The sequence below is a fragment of the Streptomyces sp. NPDC096079 genome (genome assembly GCF_040303145.1).
Lineage (GTDB): Bacteria > Actinomycetota > Actinomycetes > Streptomycetales > Streptomycetaceae > Streptomyces.
Map to the genome: position 1 here is coordinate 55,090 of NZ_JBEOST010000022.1, position 19,147 is coordinate 74,236.

Sequence of the window (19,147 nt, forward strand, 5' to 3'; positions counted from 1 at the left end):
TCCGCCGGGCCCGGGCACGGTAGGGACCGGCCCGCACCTTGGTCAGGTGCGGGCCGGTCATCGCGGTCGATCCCGACCGAGCCGATTTCCGGCCCTCATCATGGGTTCAGCGTGACCACGTGGACGTCCGACGCCTGAGGACCCTTCGTGCCCTCGACGATGCGGAAGTCCACCAGCTGCCCCTCCTCAAGAGTGCGGAATCCGGCCATCTGAAGGTCCGAGTAGTGGACGAAGACATCTGAGCCGTGGTCGGGCGTGATGAAGCCGTACCCCTTCTCAGTGTTGAACCACTTCACTGTGCCGCGCTGCCTGCCCAGTTCCGGGCGTCCACGGTTCAAGCCGAGAGCCAGCCCGGACGGGCCGCTTCGGAAGTGTGGAGCGGGCAGACCGTCCTGGGTGCGCAAGGCCAGGCTCACCTCGTCACACACCAACTGCAGGTCCAACACCGGGGACGAGCTGTGGGGAACACCATGTCGAAGGACATCGATGAGTGCACCCGTGAACGCGGTATACGGGGCGCCCGAGGGCGCAAAGGCGACTCTCGTACCGCTCGTGGCTCCCACCATCCACACGTCGCCGCTCCCCCGCAAGGGCCAACGCTCGCTGTAGTCGCAGTCCAGGATCACCAGACGCCGCCGCGCGGGACTGGTCATCAGCATGTCGTTGATGGCCCTGGCGCTGACGGCTGTCAGCTCCGGCCGCTCCGGGTCGGTGGACGAGCAGACCAGATGGAGCTCGCCCATGTTGTCGAGGATGGAGTGCCCCGCGAAATAGAAGAACAGAACGTCGCGGGCCTCAGCGGCGGCCTCGCGCAGCGGACGCAGAACGTCCTCCGACCTCGCCGGGTCGATCACGGCGGTGACGCTCTGAGGGGAGAAGGCGGGGGCTGGACCCTCGCGCGTGAGCAGGGCGTGGAGGCGTTCCAGGCCGGGAACGACGGAAGGAAGCGCGGAGAGGCTCGGTGACGACATGGTGGCCGTTGCCACCAGCACCGCACGGGAATCGCGAGGATGCGGCAGACGGGAGTCTCGCTCAAGGCCAAGGCCGGACCGTCCGATGGTGCCGAGCAACCGGTCGAGGGAGGAGACGGGCTGCCCCACCAGCGGTCCGGTGGGCTGGGCCACTACCTGGTTCATTTCTGTCACCACGCCGACCAGTCGTCCACCCTCATCCACGATCGGGGCGCCGCTCAGCTCCAGAAAGCCGGCGGGCGGCGGCAGGACCTCCATCACGGGATCGGTGAGCAGAGCGGCTATGCGAGTCCCGGTCACGTTCGACACGCTGCATCGCAGCGAGATCCTGCCCCCTCCCGCGACACCCCGCAGCTGGACGCTCTGCCCCTTGAGGATCTCCTGTGAGGAGCTGCCGATGACGGGCGACGTGCCGTCCGGCCACGTCGGGTCCGTGATCCTCAGCAGAACGACGTCTCCCTGCGAGGAGTGGACCTCGGCCATGTACGCCATGCCCCGCACGGTCACGGCGATCCGACGCGCGTTGCTCACGAGGTGTCGGGCAGTCAGCACCCCCGTTCTCACCAGCACGCCGCTTCCGCGTACTCCATCGGCTGAGACACGTACGACGGCGTCGTCCGAGGAGTACGGCTCAGTGGCGTCCGGAGTCAGCGGCGACACCGCGCGATCCGGCCGAGGGGGCGATTCCAGCGTCTCGGCACTGGGAGGCAGGAGCGATTCCGCACCGCCCTCGAAGGTGAGGAGATCAGCGCGGCCCTCCACGAGGGCGAACGGATGGCTGCCGTCCCGTTCCCGTCTCATCACGAAGGTGAGGACGGGGCCGCGGGACGGGTTTCCCTGCTCCACCAGTGCAGCGACGCTCCCGGCCACTCGGCTGCCGACCTTGTGGTCGTCGCCGGAAGAGACGCCCTCGATGTCGTCGAGCCAGACGACCGTGCGCGGCCCCACCCTGTGGGCCGCTGCCAGGAACTCCTCGACGGAACGCGGTTCCCAGATGCGCCAGTCGTCCGGAAGCAGTCGTACCGCCTCCCAGGCCGCGTGAGTCTTGCCCGACCAGGCGGGGCCGGTGAGGACGACCAGCCGGCTCGTCCCCTGCTCCGCTCTCCGCACCACCTGGCGCAGGGAGGCCGCATGCGGTGAGGGCATGAGATCCGCGTGATCGGCAGCGTACGAACGCTCCCACTGCCGTGACTCCGGGAGAGGCACCCCCACCGGCGCCGACCCCGGCCCCTTGGTATGGGCGAACGGGATCGCGCCGGCGGCCAGCACGCGATCCCCCTGGGTGATGTGTCCTCCCCCGCGCACCGCCCGGAACTCGCCCGCGTTCGCCGGCACCTGTTCCAGATAGGCCGAGACCGATCTCCGTACGAGTTCCTGCACGGCGGTGATGTCCTGCCGGTCCTGTCCTCCTATGAGGGCTTCGCGGACGCCTGGCAGAAACTGGAAGGTGTACCGGTCCAGGTCGGTGCGCGGAGGCAGCGGGTGCCACGGCTGGAACAGTCCGCCCAGCGCCACCTCCGCCACGTGTCCGTGGTCAGACTCCCCGACCATGGCCCGGCGTACGAGAGTCATGACGGGCAGCGTGACGGGAACAGCGGCGAGATGACCGGCCAGGCATCGCGCGGGCGGTGACGCGGTCGCCTGGAACCGCCGCAGCGCGGACTCGGCGGAAGGAAGGGACAGAGGAGTCGAAGACCCCCCTGGCGCATGGCTCGGCGTCCAGGAGTCGTCGAGGTTCACGCTCAGACAGGTCATCCGTGTCCACCGGCCACCACCGGCGACAAGGGAGGCGAGCAGCGCGAGCGATTCCGGTGTGGCCTCCACCACCGGGACGGCGACGCCGCGGGCGGACGGGTTCCGCCCGGGCCGGGACCGGCGGCCCGCCGGGCGAACCCGCCAGGTCCGGTTCGGTGCGGCCGGGCGGGCGGCTCGCACGAACATACCGGTGGGGGTCAGGGCCCCTCGGTCCCACAGCCGCCTCGGCATGACGTTCATGACGGCGACCGGCCCGTGCGCCGCCCAGCGGAGCAGGGCCCGCGCCATCGTCGGGTGGCCCCAGCCCTCGGCGACCGTGTCCGTGACGACCAGGACCAGACGGTGCCCGGAGGGGTCGGTGAGTTCCTGAGCGCTGCGCGGTTCACCCCCAGGCGTGCGGGCGACGGTGGGCGTGCCCGTGGTGTCGGGGTCGCCGAGGAACCACACCCTGACGTCCCGGAACAGACCGGCCTGGGTGACGGCGCGGGAGAGTTCGGTCACCACGTCGTGCCAGAACACCATGGTGGGGTGGGTGTCCACGACGATGGCCAGATCGAGCCAGCGGCCCCGCGACGGGCGCATGACGGGCACCAGCATGCGGCGCTCGACGGACGCGAGGACCGTGGCTTCCTCGTCGAGCTCCCCTTCGCCCGCCGCCTTGGCCTGCTTGCCCAGCGGGCGCAGGGCTCGCATGATGCCGAGCGAGTCGTCGAGCGCCGGTGCGCGCCGGATCAGGACGGATACGCCGGCGTGGCCCTGGAGGTCTCCGGAGGCGGCCGTGGTGTTGTCGTTGTAGAGCCCGTGTTCACCGATCTCCTCGGCGTCGGCCTCCTCTCCTGCCGGGTCGGAGTGTGCTGACGGAGTCCGGCCGGGGTCGTGGGCAGCGGTCGTCTGCTCCGAGTCGCCGGCCGCATCGATGCGGCCGGCCAGCCAGAGGATGTCGGCCAGTTCTTCCGGCCCGACGTCGGCGCCCGCCGCGCCCAGCGCCTCGGACAACTCCTCGATCACGGCATCACCCTCTTGGATCGGCCGGCCCGTTGAGCTGCTGCAGCACAGTGGCCAGGAAGCGGCTGCGGTCCTCGGGATCGGTCCAGGTACCGCTCAGGCGGAGCTGGACGGCGTTGAGGAGCTGGTCGGTCGCCAGGTCGCCGTCCTGCCTCCGGGCGAGGAAGTCCGCCACCAGGTCCGCGTAGGTGCTGTCGTCCTTCTCCGTCAGACCGAGACGTTGACGCACGATGCGCACGAGCTTGTCCTGGCTCGGCGGCTCCAGGTGCAACCGGATGCAACGCCGTAGGAAGGGGGCGGGGAAGTCGCGTTCGCCGTTGCTCGTGAGCAGGACGACGGGGAAGGACCGGCATTGGACACGGCCGTCCTCCACGAGCGCCCCGGCCTTGGCGTCGTCGGCCGTGCCGATGCGCACGGAGGGGTGCTGTTGGGCGACGCGCGCCAGTTCGGGGATCTCGAAGGACCCCTCTTCGAAGACCGTGAGCAGGTCACCGGGCAGATCGATGTCGCTCTTGTCGATCTCGTCGACCAGAAGCACCCGTGGCTTCCTGCCCGGCAGCAGCGCGGTGCCGAGGGGGCCCAGCCGAAGGTACGGGGCGATGTCCGAGGTGCCGGCGGCGAGGGTGCTGCCGAGCGGGACGTCCTCGCGCTCCGAAGCCGCGGACCGCGTGCTCAGGGAGCGCAGATTGGCGTCGTGGAGTCTGCCCAGCGCGTCGTAGTGGTAGAGGCCGTCGCGCAGGGTCGTACGGCTCGTCACGGGCCAGTGCAGCACGGGGCCGAGACCGAGGTCTGCCGCGACGCTGTGCGCGAGCGTCGATTTACCCACGCCGGGCTTGCCGGTGATGAGAAGCGGACGGCGAAGGTAGAGGGCGGTGTTGACGGCCTCCTTCTCCGCCTGGTCCGGAACGTACCCCGCGCCGCGCCGCAGCGTGTCCTTCCAGGCGGCGTTCTCCTCACCCGGCCGGGCGTAGTCGTCATCGGGGACGCCGTGGAACGTTCGCCATGGCGGTTCCTGTGCGGCGAGTCTGGCGAGCCTGGCATCGCAGTCTCCCGGACCCTGGTAGATCCACCAGTGCTTCATGCTTTCGTCGTCCCTTCCTGAGCCCCGTACGCCACGACTGCGAAGCGATTGTCGGGTATGCGATCCGGGTCGTCCCACAGCAGGGCGAGGGGCCGGCGCTGCGCGGCGATGCGTCCGTCGCGCACGTTCCTGGGCAGCGCCCACACGTCGTCGACGTGGCTCACGGCGTTCTCCGTGACATCCGTGCCGGGCTGTGTCCGGGCACGGGGCCAGACGGCGATCGGCATGCCCGCGTCGAGGATGGCGTCGATGGTGTCCGCGACCCGCGTGTCCGAGACCTCGGCGATGACGCATACGGGCGAGGCCTCCTGCGTGAGCACGAGGTCGAGCGTCGCGTTGATGTCCTCGTCGCCCAGGCGCCGCATGGCCCGGGAGTTCTGTCCGCCGTGGGCCTTGAACCAGTCCCACTTCCTGCGCCAGGAATCAGCGGCCACGCCGACCCGCTCGTCCAGGCAGCGCAGCACGACCTCGTAATGGTGACCGAGCTCGCGCGGTGGACGCCCGGGACGCCCGATCGGCAGCTTCCACCGCTCGAACTCCTCGTCGAGCAGCGCGTACGGGACATCGAATTCGATCCGGCCGAATCCACACTGCGCCCGGTCAGCGCCGGTCGTCATCGCGTTGATCTCCTGGGCCATCCGGTCACGGACTTCGCTCAACGTGATCGCTCGCTGGGACTCCCAGATACTCTCGAAGGCCCCCTCTGCCTTGTGGATCCACAGACGCGCCCAGAACAGAGCGTCGTCCTGGGGGTCACCGGCGAGTCTCAGATGCAGGGTGGGCTTCTCGGTGGGAAGTCCCGGTGCGGGCGGGACGGGGTCCATGCCCGTTCTCACGACGGTGGCGTCCACCCACATGTCGGCCTGCTTGGCCCAGGCCGCATCGCAGCTCGTGCGGGCCAGGTGGCGTACGAAGGGCAGGGTGAGGGCCATGCGGCTGGTGCCGCCGTTCCGCCGGTCGAGATCGCGAGCGATGTCGACCAGGTCGGTCGAGGGCAGGGCCCGCGTGACCGGCGGCACGCAGCCGCTGATCTCGAACGCCCACCGGTACGCGTCGTAGGTGAACGACGGCAGCTCCAGGTCTCTGAGCAGGTCGCCCAGCTCGTTCCACGCCTGCTGGTCCAGACAGGGTGCCTGGTTCCGCTGCCCCTGATCGGGCCAGGACTGTCCGAAGATCGGCAGTCCGTCCCAGCCCCGCTCATGGGTGAACTCGGGGTGCTGCCAGGCCAGCCCGGCCTCGCGGTCCTCGGCGAAGTCGGCCACGACCTGACGCGCGATGCCGTCCAGATTCCAGACCGCCTCGGCGAGGCCGACACCGGCGAGCCGCTGCAGCAGCTTGTCGGTGAACTGTCCCGCACCGCGCTCGGCCATGTTCGCGGCGACCTCGCCGCGCCGACTGGCGTACAGGACGAACTGCCGCCGGTCCGGGTCGGTCCTCTTTCCTCCGTAGGAGTCCCCGGTCCCGAAGTTCAGGCCCGGCTGGGCGGCGGCATCGATCCGGCAGGCATCGGTGATGGCGATCTGAAAGGGGAACTGGCCGCGCTTGATGGCATCGGAGCGCCACCAGTGCAGTGCCGAGCCGAGGTTGAAATGGCGGGTCAGGTTCGCGGTGGCGTTCTGGCAGGGAAGCAGCAGGCGGTCACCCGTGTCGATGTAGCCGTGTCCCGCCCAGTAGATCCACAGGAGGTCCCCCTCGCAGTGCGGCAGTTCGTCGAACATGACGGTGCTCACGTTCTCCCGCGTCGCGTCCCTGGTCGCGTACGGAAGCCCCGAAGGCCCGTCAGCCGACCGGGCGGGCGGGGACAGCAGAAGCCGTACGTTGTCCAGGGGGACTCCGGCGGTGCCTGTCAGCCAGTCCGCGAACCGTACGGCGTCGCGGCCGGCTCCAGGAAGATCCCACTGGGGGCTCACCTCGTAGGTCTCGACGCCCACTACCAGGGCATGGACGCGCTCCGGTACGAGATCGACGCGCGGCGTGAACGATCCCGTCACCCGAGCTCCTCGATCTCCTTCGCGATCCGGTCGTACACCGCGTCGAGCTTCCAGTAGGCACTGTGGCACACGGGGAAGGGCTGGCGGCTGACCACCTCGTGGTCGGCCACCCGGGACGGCGCGGGGAAGACCGGCTCGGCCAGGTAGGCCAGAAGATCCGCCCGGTCATAGATGTTGAGCCAGCGCGGAAAGCCAGGCGGCAGCGACGCACTGGGCGGAAGTCCGGTGAGAGCACCGAGCTCGTGGAGGAACGGCGCTTGGGATCCGATCGTCACGAGGAGCCGCACGTTGCTCAGGGGTTCCTGGCGGATCGCGGCGAGGGCCAGGACGTCGACCAGGGCGATGCCGCCCAGACTGTGTCCCAGGACGACGGTCGGCTCGTCCGCAGCCGTGATGTGCCGGGTGAGGCTGTCCCTGAGGGGGCCTCCCCGTGCCTGGTAGCGCAGGATGTCGCCGACGGCGGGAACTGAACGGGTGGTGAGCGGTCCTCGCCAGTGGTTGAGAGCCGGCTGGGTCGTGAGGCGCATCCCGAGGCGGAGCAGCACACCGCCCGCCCGGCCCACGGCGCCACGGCCGGTGCCGCCGAGACGGCTCGTCAGGATGTCGACGATCCGGTCGCGTTCGTCCCCCGTGCAGAGGGCTGACTCCGCTGCTTCGGCGAGCAGTTGCGCGACGACGGCGCGGGCCGCCGCAGCCGCCACCTCACGTGCCTCCGCCTGGTGGGAAGCGGCGGCACATGCCGCTTCGAACTCCTCCGAGCGCGCGACGAGATCCAGCGTCTCGGCGTACGCCCCGACCAGACAGGTGCTCTTCAGGAGCTCGCCCAGCTCATCGTCGTCGGCCGGGCGACGCGGCAGGCCGGCCATGAGGTCAGCGACCCCGGCGCCCGCGGACCGTACCCCGGGCATGCCCAGGGCCGCGTCGTCGGTCCCCAGCTCGGGCAGCAACCGCAGCTCGCACAGGGGGTCTGTCACCAGCAGCTGCCACTCGGCCACGGCGAGCTCCGTCGGCGGCACGGTGGCCAGGGAACCGCCGCCCGCCCGCCCCGTCCGGGGAGGGGGAACCGAGGCGCCCGACGAAGCCAGCGTCGCACCGTGGTCGTCACCCCAGTAGCAGGAAGTGATCTCCGCCTGGGGGAAGCGCGCGGCGAGCCCTGCTCTGACCAGCCCGAAGAGATGATCGTGCCGCTCTCGGCGCACACCCGTTCCGTGAACCCAGACGAACCGCACGTCCACCAACTCCCCGCTCCACGCCGCATAGCGTCCCCAGGCAGATGATAAGGCGATCGAGGCGGGTGCATCGGCCGGTCGGCTCCATAGGTCACACGACCTCGGCATCGGGCCGGGAGGGCGGCACGCTCTTGCGCGACCCCGGATCAGTGGCGTGATCCCGTACTGTACTTGCGCCGTAGAGCAGTGACACGCTGATTCAACCGGTCCACACACTCGTGGATCCCCGGCCGCGGCGCGCAGGCACGTTCGAACCCCGACAACCATCAGCCCTGGCCCAGCTCATTCGGGACCGGACATACGACTGGCCAGCCAGTTCGGCCATTTCGAGCTTCGCGGTTGGCCAACGGCCCGCTGAAGCAAGATCATGCTGGAATGGAGCACTTGTCATCCGCATCGCCGACAGCGGTGCGCCTCATGCGATACACGAAGACCGAGCAGACTGAAATCCTCGGTGACAGCGCGGATCCCTTCAGCGTCGTTGACACCGGCTTGACCTGGCTGCCCAAGGAAGATCATTTCGGCATCAAGCTGAGCGGTCGGCTCGTGGCGCATGCAGGACTGCTCAGATTGCCCGTGTCAATCGGAGCCGTTGAGACCGAGGTGGTGGGTGTCGGCGGGGTGGCCGTCGCGCCAGACGTGCGCGGGCGCGGGCTCGCACGCCAGGTCCTGGCGGCTGCCCTCGAGTACGCCCAGACGATGGGCCCCCAGTACGGGCTTCTCTTCTGCCGGCCACCGCTCGTTCCCCTCTACCAGCGACTCGGCTGGCGAGTTCTGAACCAGGAGGTCCATGTCGAACAGCACCATGGCCCCGTGATCATGCCGCTGCAAAGCATGTGGACGCCGCTGCACGGGAATGAGGACTGGCCGGCCGGCACGGTGCGTCTGCTCTCGTTCCCCATGTAACCGAACAACGGGCGTCCTGCCGCCGGTTGTCTGGCTGAGCGCCAAGGTGATGTGGAGGACACCATGGCCAACCGCGGCGCCTACCCTCACAGACCGGCCCTCTGTGTGTTCTGGCTGCGGAAAGTGGTCGATCCGAACGACGGCCTCACGTTCGGCGGCAACCTCATCGAGACTGGAACCGGCTCCAGCCGCCGGGCGGCAGCCCGAGCCCGAGCCGAACAGCAGCCCCTGAGCTGGCGGGCGCGGGCGACTCCGCCGGCCGGAGCCTGTTCCGTGGTCAGCGATAGTCGTTGAGCCGATCCCCGGGGATCAGGTCACCGGCGCGGGCGGGGTCCTCTGCCGTCCGGCCGCGGGCCGGCGAGCGGGTGCGAGCAATGAAGATCGGGAAGATGTGCTGACGATCATTGGGTCGGTGCTGGCTCCCTGCCGGTATGGCTGAGCCCGACAGCTCATTCGGAAGGAACCAACCCGTAGCTCAGAGAAGGAACCGGCGCGAAGTGGTTGCGGCGGAAGTAGCCGATCCGGCCCTCGACGCCGCCCTTCTCGTGGGCGCCCTCGATGCCGGGCCGGCAGGAGAAGCTCTCGATCCCTAAGTGCTCACCTCATTTGGCTGGATCGGTAGGCTGCGGTCTGTGGTGGGGATTGTTGAGCGGCTGGTGCCTGACGAGTTGTGGGAGTTGTTCCAGCGGGTGGTGCCGGAGGCCACTTCGCGGCCCCAGGGTGGTGGTCGGCGCCGGCATGGTGACCGAGAGGTGCTGGCCGCGATCGTGTTCGTGGCCACATCGGGCTGCACGTGGCAGCAGCTGCCCTCCGCGTCGTTCGGACCATCGGGAGCGACAGCCCACCGGCGCTTCTCGGAGTGGACGAAGGCCAGACGGTGGGCCAAGCTCTACCGCCTGGTCCTCGACGAGCTCGCATCCCGAGGCGAGCTGGACTGGTCCCGCTGCGCGATCGACTCGGTGAACATGCAGGCCCCGAAAAGGGGGACCTGGCAGGTCCACATCCTGTCGACCGGGGAAAATACGGCTCGAAGATCCACCTGATCACCGAGCGGACCGGTCTGCCCATCTCTGTCGGGATCTCGGCGGCGAACCTCCACGACAGTCAGGCCCTGATCCCGCTGGTGAAAGGCATACCGCCGATCCGCTCCCGCCGCGGGCCCCGGCGACGCAAGCCGGGCGAGCTCCACGCCGACAAGGTCTACGACTACTCTTATCTGCGGCGATAGTTACGTGAACGGGGCATCACCCACCGCATCGCCCGCAAGGGCATCGAGTCCTCGCAACGGCTGGGCCGTCACCGCTGGACCATCGAACGCACCATGGCCTGGCTCGCCGGCTGCCGACGCCTCCACCGACGCTACGAACGCAAAGCCGACCACGTCCTCGCCTTCACCAACATCACCTGCACGCTCATCTGCTACCGCAGTCTCAAGGCGACTCCAGGCGTTGTGAAAGCTGCGCCATGATGGTCCGCGTGAGCGAAGAGACTGCGGTTGAGGCCGTATCACGCCTGTACCAAGGGTTCATGGAGCTGCCGTTTCCTCCCAAGCTGGCCGGAGCGGACCGGGCCGGCTTCGACCTGGTGATGCTGGACTCGGACACCGCAGGCTGTGTTTTCACGTGGATCAAGAACGATGGCGAGCTCGAAGCGCGGGGTCGAAGCATTCTGCTTCGCTGCATCACCCGCCTGGACCGGGTCATACCTGTGCTTGGCGAAGCGGACGCCCCTGAGTACTGGCACCGCCTGCGCGAGATGGCTCAACTTGTCGCGGATTCCCCACACGTAGCCGCCAAATGAGATGACATCTAACCCGAGGTTCGTTCTCTCCCTAAGGATCGGCCAACCGCGAGGTGATCCGCTCACTCAACGTGGCCGCACCACGGAACCTGAGCCAGAACCCGCGTTGCAACAGCAGCAGCCGTACTCCCATGCCGAAGAACTCCGACCGGTGCGGTGACCTCGCAGACGTTGGCGTTGACGTTCTGAGCAGCCTGCCCGGCGGCCTCCTGGCTCATGGCCTCCGTCAACCGGGCGGCGTCGATAGGCAGGGACACGGTGGGCCTCATGGCGGCGCCGAGGTCGTCCGGTTCGTACTGGGCCGGCGGTGGTCCCAGTCATGGCTGCGGGGACGGCGAGCAGCACCCGGTCGCGGTGGTCGACGGAGTCCTCTCGCTAGTCCCCCCTGTACGTAGCGGGCGTCAGGCAGTGGCCATGCGGGCGAGGATGATCTGCAGCCGACGGACCGCGTCCTCGGCTTCCGTGAACTGCTGCAGGGTCGGCTGGACGGCGCCGAAGTGGGGGGCCGTCGTCGACGGGCAGGGCGCGCCATTGGAGGATCGGGGCGAGTGCGGTGACCGCCGCGCCGAGGAACCAAGCCAGACGCCCATGAACGTGCGCGAGGGCCAAGGCCAGAGCCGCGAGTGCTTCACGGAGGCGGGCCAACCGGTCGACCTCCGGCAGGGCCTCCTGGGACAGGGGGGCTCGGACGGCGGCGAGCAGGCCTGCGGCGGCCTTCTGGGCGACGGTGCGGTCACCGGGGGTCGGGACCCAGGTTCCGTCGTGGATCCGGCGCTCGGCGTCTCGTACCAGGTCCTCGATGGGCGTCCGAACCCCCGTGCCCGCTCCCAGCTGGCTGGTCAATGTGCCGCCGCCCCGAATTCGGCGTGCTGCGTACGGAGCGTGAAGTCGCGCTCTCTCGTCGGCGGACACCCCACGCGGTGACGCCGCGCTTCGGCACGGGCCTCTTCCATCAAGGCGGTGAACTCCTTGTTCGTGAGCTGACGCCTGCCGGTCCCCACCTGGTGGAGTTCTCGGCCGTCGGTGTGCCCGCGCATTTCGGGACCTCCGTTTCGCCGAAGCGGCTGACCGGCGACTACCCCCTGGCGGCCGGTCCAGGCTTCGTTTAGGGAGCGGTTTCGTTGGGAGGGCAGGGGGCGTAGCGTCGTTGTCAGGTCAGGTTTGCTGCCCCGGCCGGTGTCGTCCTGCCACCTGCGGAAACAGCTGGTTCGGCTCGGTTCCTCAGCCCGGAAGGGAGACGGGTATGGAAACGACGACTACGGTTTCGGCTCTGCCCGTCGTGGACGGAGAGTGCACGATCGTGTGCACCGGCGAGTTCGACATGGACACCGTCGCCTTGGTCGCCGACGCGTGCGCCGAACCCGCCGCCTCCATGGCCGACGTGCTGCTCATCGACGTCACACACGTCGAATTCGCCGACTCCTCCCTGCTGAACCTCCTGATCTGGCTGCGCAACAGACGCCGCCTGGTCTTGGGCGGTCCCCTGCCCGACCAGTTCCAGCGCTTGCTGGAGATGGCCGGCCTGGAGAACCTCTTCGACGTCCGAGCGACCACTTGAAACCGCGGCGAGAGACCGTACGAGCCGACGGTCGTGCGTTCCGTGGTGGCCGTCTGTGTCCCGCACACCACGCCCAGGCAGACGTCACTGCATGGCTGGCCCCCGCAGAGCCTCAGCCGGGCGGCCCGCCTGGCGGGCCCTTCATCCGGAGAAGACGAGGCAGCGGTGCAGGCCGTCTGCGGCTTGGGGCGAGGTCTCGCGGGCCAGCCACGCCATGCGCCGCTGAAGGCGACGCAGACGCCTGTACATGGTTTGCCCAGGACGGGTAGGCGCGGAACGTGACTGAGGACCGAGAGCTCACGGTAGTGACCGGCGTGTCCCGTGGGATCGGCTTCGAGCTCGCCCGGCAGCTCGCCGGCGCCTCGGCGATCAGCACCGCTTCCGTGCGGGGTTACCAGCCCACCCCGCACCTCCTCGACTTCGCCGTGATCAAGTCTGCGATCATCTCCTTCGCCCACAACCTGGTGCGGATGCTCGCCGAGCGCGGTATCCGGGTCATAGTCGTCGCGCCTGTACCGGTCTGGACACCCCTCAACCCCGCGACGATGCCCGACCCTACGTGTTTCGGCGAGCAGTCACCCCTGGGACGGTCTGCGCAGCCGGCGGAGCCGGCACCCGCGTACGTCCTCCTCGCGTCCGGCCAAGTCACCTCCATCACCGGCGAGATCGTCCACGCCACCGGCGGAACGCCGCTGCCATGAACCCGGACGAAGCCCTGCGGAAGATCGCCTTCCTCCTCGAGTGGCGCGGCGCGTCCCCGTACCGGGTACGGGCCTTCCACACGGCAGCCGACGCCGTCCGCGACCTGCCGGCGGGTCCGGTGGACGCCGCCCAGGCCGTGCGCCTGCGCGGCGTGGGACCGGTCACCGCCGACGTGATCGCCCAGGCATCGGCCGGGGCGGTCCCGGACTATCTCGCCCGTCTGGAAGCCGAATCCGGCCCTGAAGCCCGGGCCGGCTGGGACCTCGCGGCCGTGAGCACCGGAGACTGTCACGTCCACTCCGACTGGTCGGACGGGGGCAGCCCGATCGAGGCCATGGCCGAGGCGGCCCGGTCTGCGATGGGCCACCAGTGGGCCGTTCTGACCGACCACTCGCCACGACTGACGATCGCCCGCGGGCTGAGCCCGGACCGGCTGAGGCGCCAGTTGGCGGCCGTGACCGCCGTGAACTCCCGGATGGGCCCGGATTTCCGACTTCTCACCGGCATCGAGTGCGACATCCTCGACGACGGCTCCCTCGACCAGGAGGAAGAGCTGCTCGACCAGCTCGACGTGGTCGTGGCCTCCGTGCACTCCAAGCTCCGCTCGGAGCCCGAACCGATGACCGCCCGTATGGTGGCCGCGGTGCGCAACCCGCGCGTCGACGTCCTGGGACACTGCACGGGGCGGATCGTCACCGGCCGGGGCCGCCCGCAGTCCCGCTTCGACGCGCAGGCCGTGTTCGCCGCGTGCGCGCAGGCCGGCACCGCCGTGGAGATCAACTGCAGGCCCGAGCGGCGCGACCCTCCGGATGATCTGCTGCTGTTGGCCGCCGCCGCGGGCTGCCTCTTCGCCGTGGACACCGACGCCCACGCCCCCGAACAGCTGCACTGGCAGAGCTCGGGCTACGCACGCGCGGCAAGGATCGGCCTGGGCGCGGACCGGCTGATCACCACGTGGCCACTCGAACGGCTGCTGGCGGCCAGAGGCGGTAGGCAGTGAGACACCCCATGCCCCGCGCGCCGTCCCGGTTGGAGGCTTCTGGGGCTGCTGACCGCGTTCTCGCCCACCGCCCGCCCCTGGCGCATTCAGCCGGGCCCTGGCTGAGGCCCGGGGCCCAGGCCCAGGCCCAGCAGGCCGCCATCGTGCTCCTGGCCGGCCTTGCTGAACAGCGAGAATGCTCCGCTGGGGTAACCCCAGGTGCCCATCGTTCGATTTCCGGGCCCGGTTCATCCGGGGATCCAGGAAGCACTTCCGAAATGTGGGATGGTGGAGGAGATGGACCGTTGTGGTTCCGTCGCTTGAGGCTCCGCCGTCGTTTGCGTACGGATTGCGGCATGTGTGTGGTGCCCTGGTGGCTTTGATCGCCGGACATGGACACGAGCCGCCCGAGCGGACCGTGCCCCGCGACGCAGCTTTCGGCTGCATCCTGATGCTTTCAGGCTGGTACCCCGCGCAAGGGGGAGCCTGTGAAGTCCTACGCCGTGCAGGTGCACCTCTACGGTTCCGTGGCGGTGGTGACGCTGTGCGCGCGGACGGACCGGACGGGAGGTCCGGCATCCCTGAGGAGCCTGATCCAGGCCCTGGCGGGGATCGGCAGCGGCGTGGACTCTTTGGTGCTGGACCTCGATTGCGCTCCGCACCCAGTTCCTGCGGATGCCCTGGCCGCAATCGACCGGTGGGCAGCCGGGCTGGAGATCACACTGGTGATCCTCACTCCCCGCAACCGCCGGCCGAAGACGCGTCCGCCCGAAGGCGCTGCGTTGCGCGCCGCCCCGGTCGACCACGCCAGAACCGACGCCCTCGGCCCCCTTGCCGACGAAGCACTGGTGCGGCAGCTGCAACGGGTCCTCGGGGCGCGAGCGCTCGTACATCAGGCAGCGGGGATCCGGCAGGCCCGTCACCACGCGCACCCCTGCTCCTGAAGAACCTCGTGCCTGCGGTGTCGCGGGACGTTCAGGGGGTAGCGGGTGGGCGAGAATGAAAGAGCAGGCGGCCACGCGGGAGGTGAGGTGCCGTGGGGGATGACGATGCAGCCTTCCCCGAGGATGCGGGTCCGCCATTCGGCGTTGAGGACCTCAAGCGGTTGTCACAGGCCCTCGCGGACTCGATGACGGGGACTGCCGCCATCGACGCTCCGGCGGCGCTGTGCCGGGCGTGCGTTGACCTGCTCGACATCACCGGCGCCTCGGTGTCGCTGGCCGGGGACAATGAGGCTCAGATGCTGTGGTGGTCCAGCGATCCGGTTGCGGGACGGCTCGCCGAAGCCCAGTACACGCTCGGCGACGGCCCGTGCCAGAGTGCTCTTGCGTTGACGGCACCGGTTCTTGCCGAGGATCTGGCGGTCGGCAAGGACGCGCGCCGCTGGCCGGTCTTCGCCCAGCAGGCCGTCGCACTCGGAGTACGGGCGGCGTTCTCGATCCCCCTTGCGTTGGCCGGCCTGGCGGTGGGGACGCTCGATCTCTACCGCAACCGCCCCGGTCCGCTCTCCGAACGGGACCGTTCCTTCGCCTTCCCGGCCGCCGACGCGATCACCACCGCGCTGCTGGCCCTCCAGGCCGAGGAAGCGCCGGGTGGCGAGGCAGCCTGGCTGGACGCGGCCGAAAGCGACCATGAGGAGGTCCACCAGGCCACCGGCATGATCATGGTGTTCCTCGGTCTGAACCCGCAGCACGCCCTGGCCCGCCTGCGGGCTCACGCCTTCAGCCGGGGGCAGAGCGTCACCGAGGCGGCGCGTGACGTCCTTGCCGGAAGGGTCAGGTTCGATGACTAGGTTCTCCCCGCGGGGCCGGACCGGAGCGAAGAAGACGGTGACGACAGACATGAACCGCGAGCAGGCGATCACCGAGGCGTTCGTCAGCCTCACCGACACCGTCGCCGACGACGTGGATCCCATCACGCTCCTGCGCCGCCTGGTCGACCACTGCGTACACCTGACCAGCATGGACGCGGCCGGCGTCATGCTCGCCAACGCCCGCGGCCGCCTGCAGTCGGCCGTCGTCACGGAGGAACGTGTCGAGCTGACCGAGGTGCTCCAGGCCCAGGTCTCCGAAGGCCCCTGCGTCGACGCGTACGCGACCGGAGAGCCCGTTCACGCCGACGACCTGGCGGAAAGTGGGCAGCGCTGGCCTGTCTTCACCCCCCTCGCCCGGGCCGCCGGCTTCTCAGCCGCCCACAGCTTCCCCCTGCAGCTGCGCAGCCAGACCATCGGCGCGCTCAACCTCCTCGCCCGGACCCCCACTCCGCTCTCGCCCCAGGACGGACGCCTCCTCCAGGCGCTCGTCAGCACCACCACGACGTCCGTGCTGACGTGGAACCGTGAGCCCCTGCGGCCCTACGACATCGTCACCCGCACACAGGCAGCCCTTTCCGTGAAGGGTGTCCTGGACATCGCTGCCGGCATGGTCGCAGCCACCGCCCACATCACCCCCGCCGAAGCCGGACAGCGTCTGCGGGCCTACGCGGTCGCCCGCCACCAGCGGCCCGCCGAGGTTGCCGAGGACCTGGTGCGGCGGCGGCTCACGCCGGACGCGGTACTGGCTCCCCCGCCCTGACTCAGCGGCCGCCCATTCAGGTCTCCTCACGCAGGACCCTGACGCTTGTCGCGCTGACGTCGACGGCGGTCTGGCCTACGTCGGGAGGTCTGGGCCTTCGGGCGGGCTGGGGTCAGCCCGTGGGGGGAACAGGAGGCTCTCGAGGACGTCCAGTCCGAACAGCATCGCCACGAGCAGGACCGGCAGAATCAACAGAATCGTGACCATGACGCCTCCGACACAGCAGAATCGGGGAACGCTGGGCAGGCACACTCTCGGTTCCAGCCTGGGCCGAACGGACGAACCCTGCATATGCGCCGCGCGATCCTGTAGGCCGTTCGGGTGCAAGGTCGCCTGCGCGCCGGCTCATCGGCTCGTCCCGCCTCGTCGCCTCGTCCCGGCTCGTCGCCTCGTCGGCGATGCGTCCAGCTCCTTGGCCGGCCCTGTCGACGTGCCGCCGAGCAGGCGGCGCGGCGGCGTCGTCGCCCGAGACGTCGGCGCCGCTTCCGCCGAGGAGGCCGCCATGCACGTGGACACCGCGGCCGACAGAGCCGAGGAGGATCCGACGGCGACAACCCGAGGAGGGGACGTAGCGGCGACCCGGCTCGTATGCACGGCCCCGGCGGGGTAGCCGCCGTTCCGACGGGCGGCTCGGGTGGTGAGACGGAGCGAGCGCTCCGGACCCGCCCGTCGGCAGCCCCCGGACACCAGTGGGAGGCAGACCATGAACAGACCCGATGGCCACCGGACCGAGAGCATGAGGAAGGCCCGGCGGACGTATGCGGAACCACCCGCCGCGCCGACACGGGATGGCGGACTCCGTGGAGAGGAGCATGACGTGATGCGTCAGACCACCCCTTTTTGTTCACCGGGCGGTGCATCGACGAGCCTGTGGCCGAACCATGACTCGGGCCCGGCCCGCGCGGAACTCGGCTGGGCGCCCACCCTCACGGCCGCGGACTTTCTCAAGGTCTGGACACCATGGCCGGGGCCGCGTGTGGCTGGCAGAAGTCGATAGAGGTGTGACACCCCGGGCGGGAGTCGGGCGACGGCGTTCCGGGCCGAGCAGGCCGGGAACGCCGCCACCCGGAGGGGGGAAGGCCGGACGGCGACGTTCGCCCGGCGCCTGCCCATGGTCCGACTCTTCATGCGTACGACCCGCGCCGAACTCGAGGCACCCGAAGTCGATCAGGGCGAGGACCTCGTCGACGGCTGTCAGTTGGGAGACTCCGGCGCGCCGGAGTCCCCGGGACGTGGCGAACCGCGATGCGGCGGCTCCGGTGGGGGCGCACCTGGGTCCGGCGGCCCGGGCGGGACCGGTTCGGGGTCGGACGGTCCGGGGCCGGGCGGTTCGGGCTTGGGGACCGGCGGTGCGGGATCCGGACCGCCGGGCGGCACCGGCGGCGCGACCGGGTCCGGTGGGCCCGGGGGCCGCGGCGGCCCGGGCGGGGGCACCGGCGCGATGTCGGGGTCGGGGGGCACGGGAACCGTGTCCGCGACCGGCACGACACGCTGCCCGCGCCCGTACCACTGCCGCGGCACGACGCTCAGTCCTCGGTTCATCGTCACACCTTCCTGAACTGCGGTCGTTCGGGTGTTCGCAGCCTCCGTGGCGGGCGGCCGGCACGCGGTGCGGACAGGGCCGCCGCGATCCGTCCTGCGCACGCCCCGAGGGCATGGGTGGCCTGCTGCTGGCGGCTGCGTCGGCGCGCCCGGTCGTCGAAGCGGCCGTGCGCTCCGAAGTCCTTGTCCGCGTCGGCCGGGGAGAACAGGTTGTCCGGGCCCCCTGAAGGGCGCCGCCGTCCGTCCTGCTGGGCGTCGAAGCCGGTCCGTGCGAGGTAGCGGTCCAGCAGCGCGGGCACGACGGCGTTCGCCAGCAGCGTCGCCACCGTGCTGCCACCGACCCGGTACTCCCGGCGCCGGGGGTGGTCGGCCGCGTACACCACGGCGCGGGCGGCCACCTCGGGCTGGTAGATCGGCGGGACCGGCTGCGCCCCTTCCGCGAGACGGGAACGCACCCAGTCGAACTGCGGCGTGTTCACCGCGGGCATCTGCACCATCGTGGTGCGCACCCGGGTGCCGGAGGCCAGCAGTTCGCAGCGCAGCGCCTCGTGCCAGCCCTGGATGGCGTGCTTGGCGCCGCTGTAGGCGGTCTGCAGTGGTATCCCGCGGTAGGCGATCGCCGAGCCGACCTGCACGATCACTCCCGCGTCACGCGGCAGCATCCGCTGGAGGGCGGCCCGGGTCGCGTAGACGTAGCCGAGGTAGCTGACCTCGGTGACGCGGAGGAACTCTTCCGGGTCGATCTCGGTGAAGGGAGCGAAGACCGAGGCGAACGCGTCGTTGACCCAAACGTCGATCGGGCCCAGCTCCTCTTCGATACGTTCGGCGGCCTGCTCCACTGCCCGCGCGTCGGCGACGTCCGCCTCGACGGTGATCACGTCGGCGGCGCCCGCGCGCTCGGCATCGCGGGCCGCGCCGTCGAGACCGGCACGGCCGCGAGCGATCAGCGCCAGACGGTCGCCGCGGGCGGCGAACGCCACCGCGCAGGCGCGGCCGATGCCGCCGCTGGCCCCACTGATCACGACGGTCCGCTGGATGGCTTCCACATCGTCCAT

12 protein-coding genes and 3 pseudogenes are annotated in these 19,147 nt (G+C 70.0%); 10 read left to right on the plus strand and 5 right to left on the minus strand.

Translation table 11 applies throughout. The features are described 5' to 3' along the window. Positions 1-98 precede the first annotated feature (98 nt). The 4 genes from ABTY59_RS31340 to ABTY59_RS31355 are packed head-to-tail and all read right to left on the minus strand — an operon-like array spanning position 99 to position 7,819. Positions 99-3,734 carry a caspase, EACC1-associated type gene (locus tag ABTY59_RS31340; protein WP_352022459.1) on the minus strand — a complete coding sequence of 1,212 codons (3,636 nt, stop codon included), beginning with the start codon at positions 3,732-3,734 and terminating at the stop codon, positions 99-101. A 4-nt stretch (positions 3,735-3,738) separates the two neighbouring features. Next, complete coding sequence (locus tag ABTY59_RS31345) at positions 3,739-4,812, minus strand: AAA family ATPase (RefSeq protein WP_352022460.1); 1,074 nt, start codon at positions 4,810-4,812, stop codon at positions 3,739-3,741. Continuing rightward, positions 4,809-6,803 (minus strand): VMAP-C domain-containing protein, encoded by a 1,995-nt coding sequence (locus ABTY59_RS31350; protein ID WP_352022461.1) that lies wholly within the window; start codon positions 6,801-6,803, stop codon positions 4,809-4,811. The genes ABTY59_RS31345 and ABTY59_RS31350 overlap by 4 nt, the downstream gene beginning before the upstream one ends. Beyond that, a complete protein-coding gene (locus ABTY59_RS31355; protein ID WP_352022462.1) occupies positions 6,800-7,819 on the minus strand; it encodes an RBBP9/YdeN family alpha/beta hydrolase in 1,020 nt (339 codons plus the stop codon). Before ABTY59_RS31355 ends, ABTY59_RS31350 begins: the two co-directional genes overlap by 4 nt. Positions 7,820-8,449: 630 nt before the next feature. Between ABTY59_RS31355 and ABTY59_RS31360 the strand changes: the two genes are divergently transcribed. The 10 genes and pseudogenes from ABTY59_RS31360 to ABTY59_RS31400 all read left to right on the plus strand — a co-directional run bounded on the left by ABTY59_RS31360 (position 8,450) and on the right by ABTY59_RS31400 (position 16,550). Next, positions 8,450-8,938, plus strand: coding sequence for a GNAT family N-acetyltransferase (locus ABTY59_RS31360; RefSeq protein ID WP_352022463.1), 489 nt, complete (start codon positions 8,450-8,452; stop codon positions 8,936-8,938). Positions 8,939-9,049: 111 nt separating this feature from the next. After that, positions 9,050-9,232: pseudogene (locus ABTY59_RS37700) on the plus strand (hypothetical protein); the annotation flags it as partial. A 338-nt stretch (positions 9,233-9,570) separates the two neighbouring features. Continuing rightward, positions 9,571-10,406: pseudogene (locus ABTY59_RS31365) on the plus strand (IS5 family transposase). An 8-nt stretch (positions 10,407-10,414) separates the two neighbouring features. After that, positions 10,415-10,738 carry a hypothetical protein gene (locus tag ABTY59_RS31370; protein WP_352022464.1) on the plus strand — a complete coding sequence of 108 codons (324 nt, stop codon included), beginning with the start codon at positions 10,415-10,417 and terminating at the stop codon, positions 10,736-10,738. A 1,243-nt stretch (positions 10,739-11,981) separates the two neighbouring features. After that, positions 11,982-12,296, plus strand: a complete 315-nt coding sequence (locus ABTY59_RS31375; protein ID WP_352022465.1) for an STAS domain-containing protein — start codon at positions 11,982-11,984, stop codon at positions 12,294-12,296. A 353-nt stretch (positions 12,297-12,649) separates the two neighbouring features. After that, positions 12,650-12,997 (plus strand): annotated as a pseudogene (locus ABTY59_RS31380) (SDR family oxidoreductase); the annotation flags it as partial. Continuing rightward, a complete protein-coding gene (locus tag ABTY59_RS31385; protein ID WP_352022467.1) occupies positions 12,994-13,998 on the plus strand; it encodes a PHP domain-containing protein in 1,005 nt (334 codons plus the stop codon). The pseudogene ABTY59_RS31380 and the gene ABTY59_RS31385, both read left to right, overlap by 4 nt. Positions 13,999-14,465: 467 nt before the next feature. Next, entirely contained in the window at positions 14,466-14,921 is a 456-nt protein-coding gene (locus ABTY59_RS31390) for a hypothetical protein (RefSeq protein WP_352022468.1), read from the plus strand. 92 nt (positions 14,922-15,013) lie between these two features. Then, the gene (locus ABTY59_RS31395; RefSeq protein ID WP_352022469.1) at positions 15,014-15,769 is read left to right on the plus strand and encodes a GAF and ANTAR domain-containing protein; all 756 of its coding nucleotides are present in this window, start codon (positions 15,014-15,016) and stop codon (positions 15,767-15,769) included. A 49-nt stretch (positions 15,770-15,818) separates the two neighbouring features. Next, a complete protein-coding gene (locus ABTY59_RS31400; RefSeq protein ID WP_352022470.1) occupies positions 15,819-16,550 on the plus strand; it encodes a GAF and ANTAR domain-containing protein in 732 nt (243 codons plus the stop codon). A 1,544-nt stretch (positions 16,551-18,094) separates the two neighbouring features. Here ABTY59_RS31400 and ABTY59_RS31405 read toward each other — a convergent pair. Further along, entirely contained in the window at positions 18,095-19,147 is a 1,053-nt protein-coding gene (locus ABTY59_RS31405) for an SDR family oxidoreductase (protein ID WP_352022471.1), read from the minus strand.

What these genes read in the sequence shown, in the direction of transcription:
- ABTY59_RS31345 (WP_352022460.1), bottom strand. Translation starts at nt 4,812, where the DNA reads ATGAAGCACTGGTGGATCTACCAGGGTCCGGGAGACTGCGATGCCAGG.
- ABTY59_RS31360 (WP_352022463.1), top strand. Translation starts at nt 8,450, where the DNA reads ATGCGATACACGAAGACCGAGCAGACTGAAATCCTCGGTGACAGCGCG.
- ABTY59_RS31375 (WP_352022465.1), top strand. Translation starts at nt 11,982, where the DNA reads ATGGAAACGACGACTACGGTTTCGGCTCTGCCCGTCGTGGACGGAGAG.
- ABTY59_RS31385 (WP_352022467.1), top strand. Translation starts at nt 12,994, where the DNA reads ATGAACCCGGACGAAGCCCTGCGGAAGATCGCCTTCCTCCTCGAGTGG.
- ABTY59_RS31400 (WP_352022470.1), top strand. Translation starts at nt 15,819, where the DNA reads ATGAACCGCGAGCAGGCGATCACCGAGGCGTTCGTCAGCCTCACCGAC.
- ABTY59_RS31405 (WP_352022471.1), bottom strand. Translation starts at nt 19,147, where the DNA reads ATGGACGATGTGGAAGCCATCCAGCGGACCGTCGTGATCAGTGGGGCC.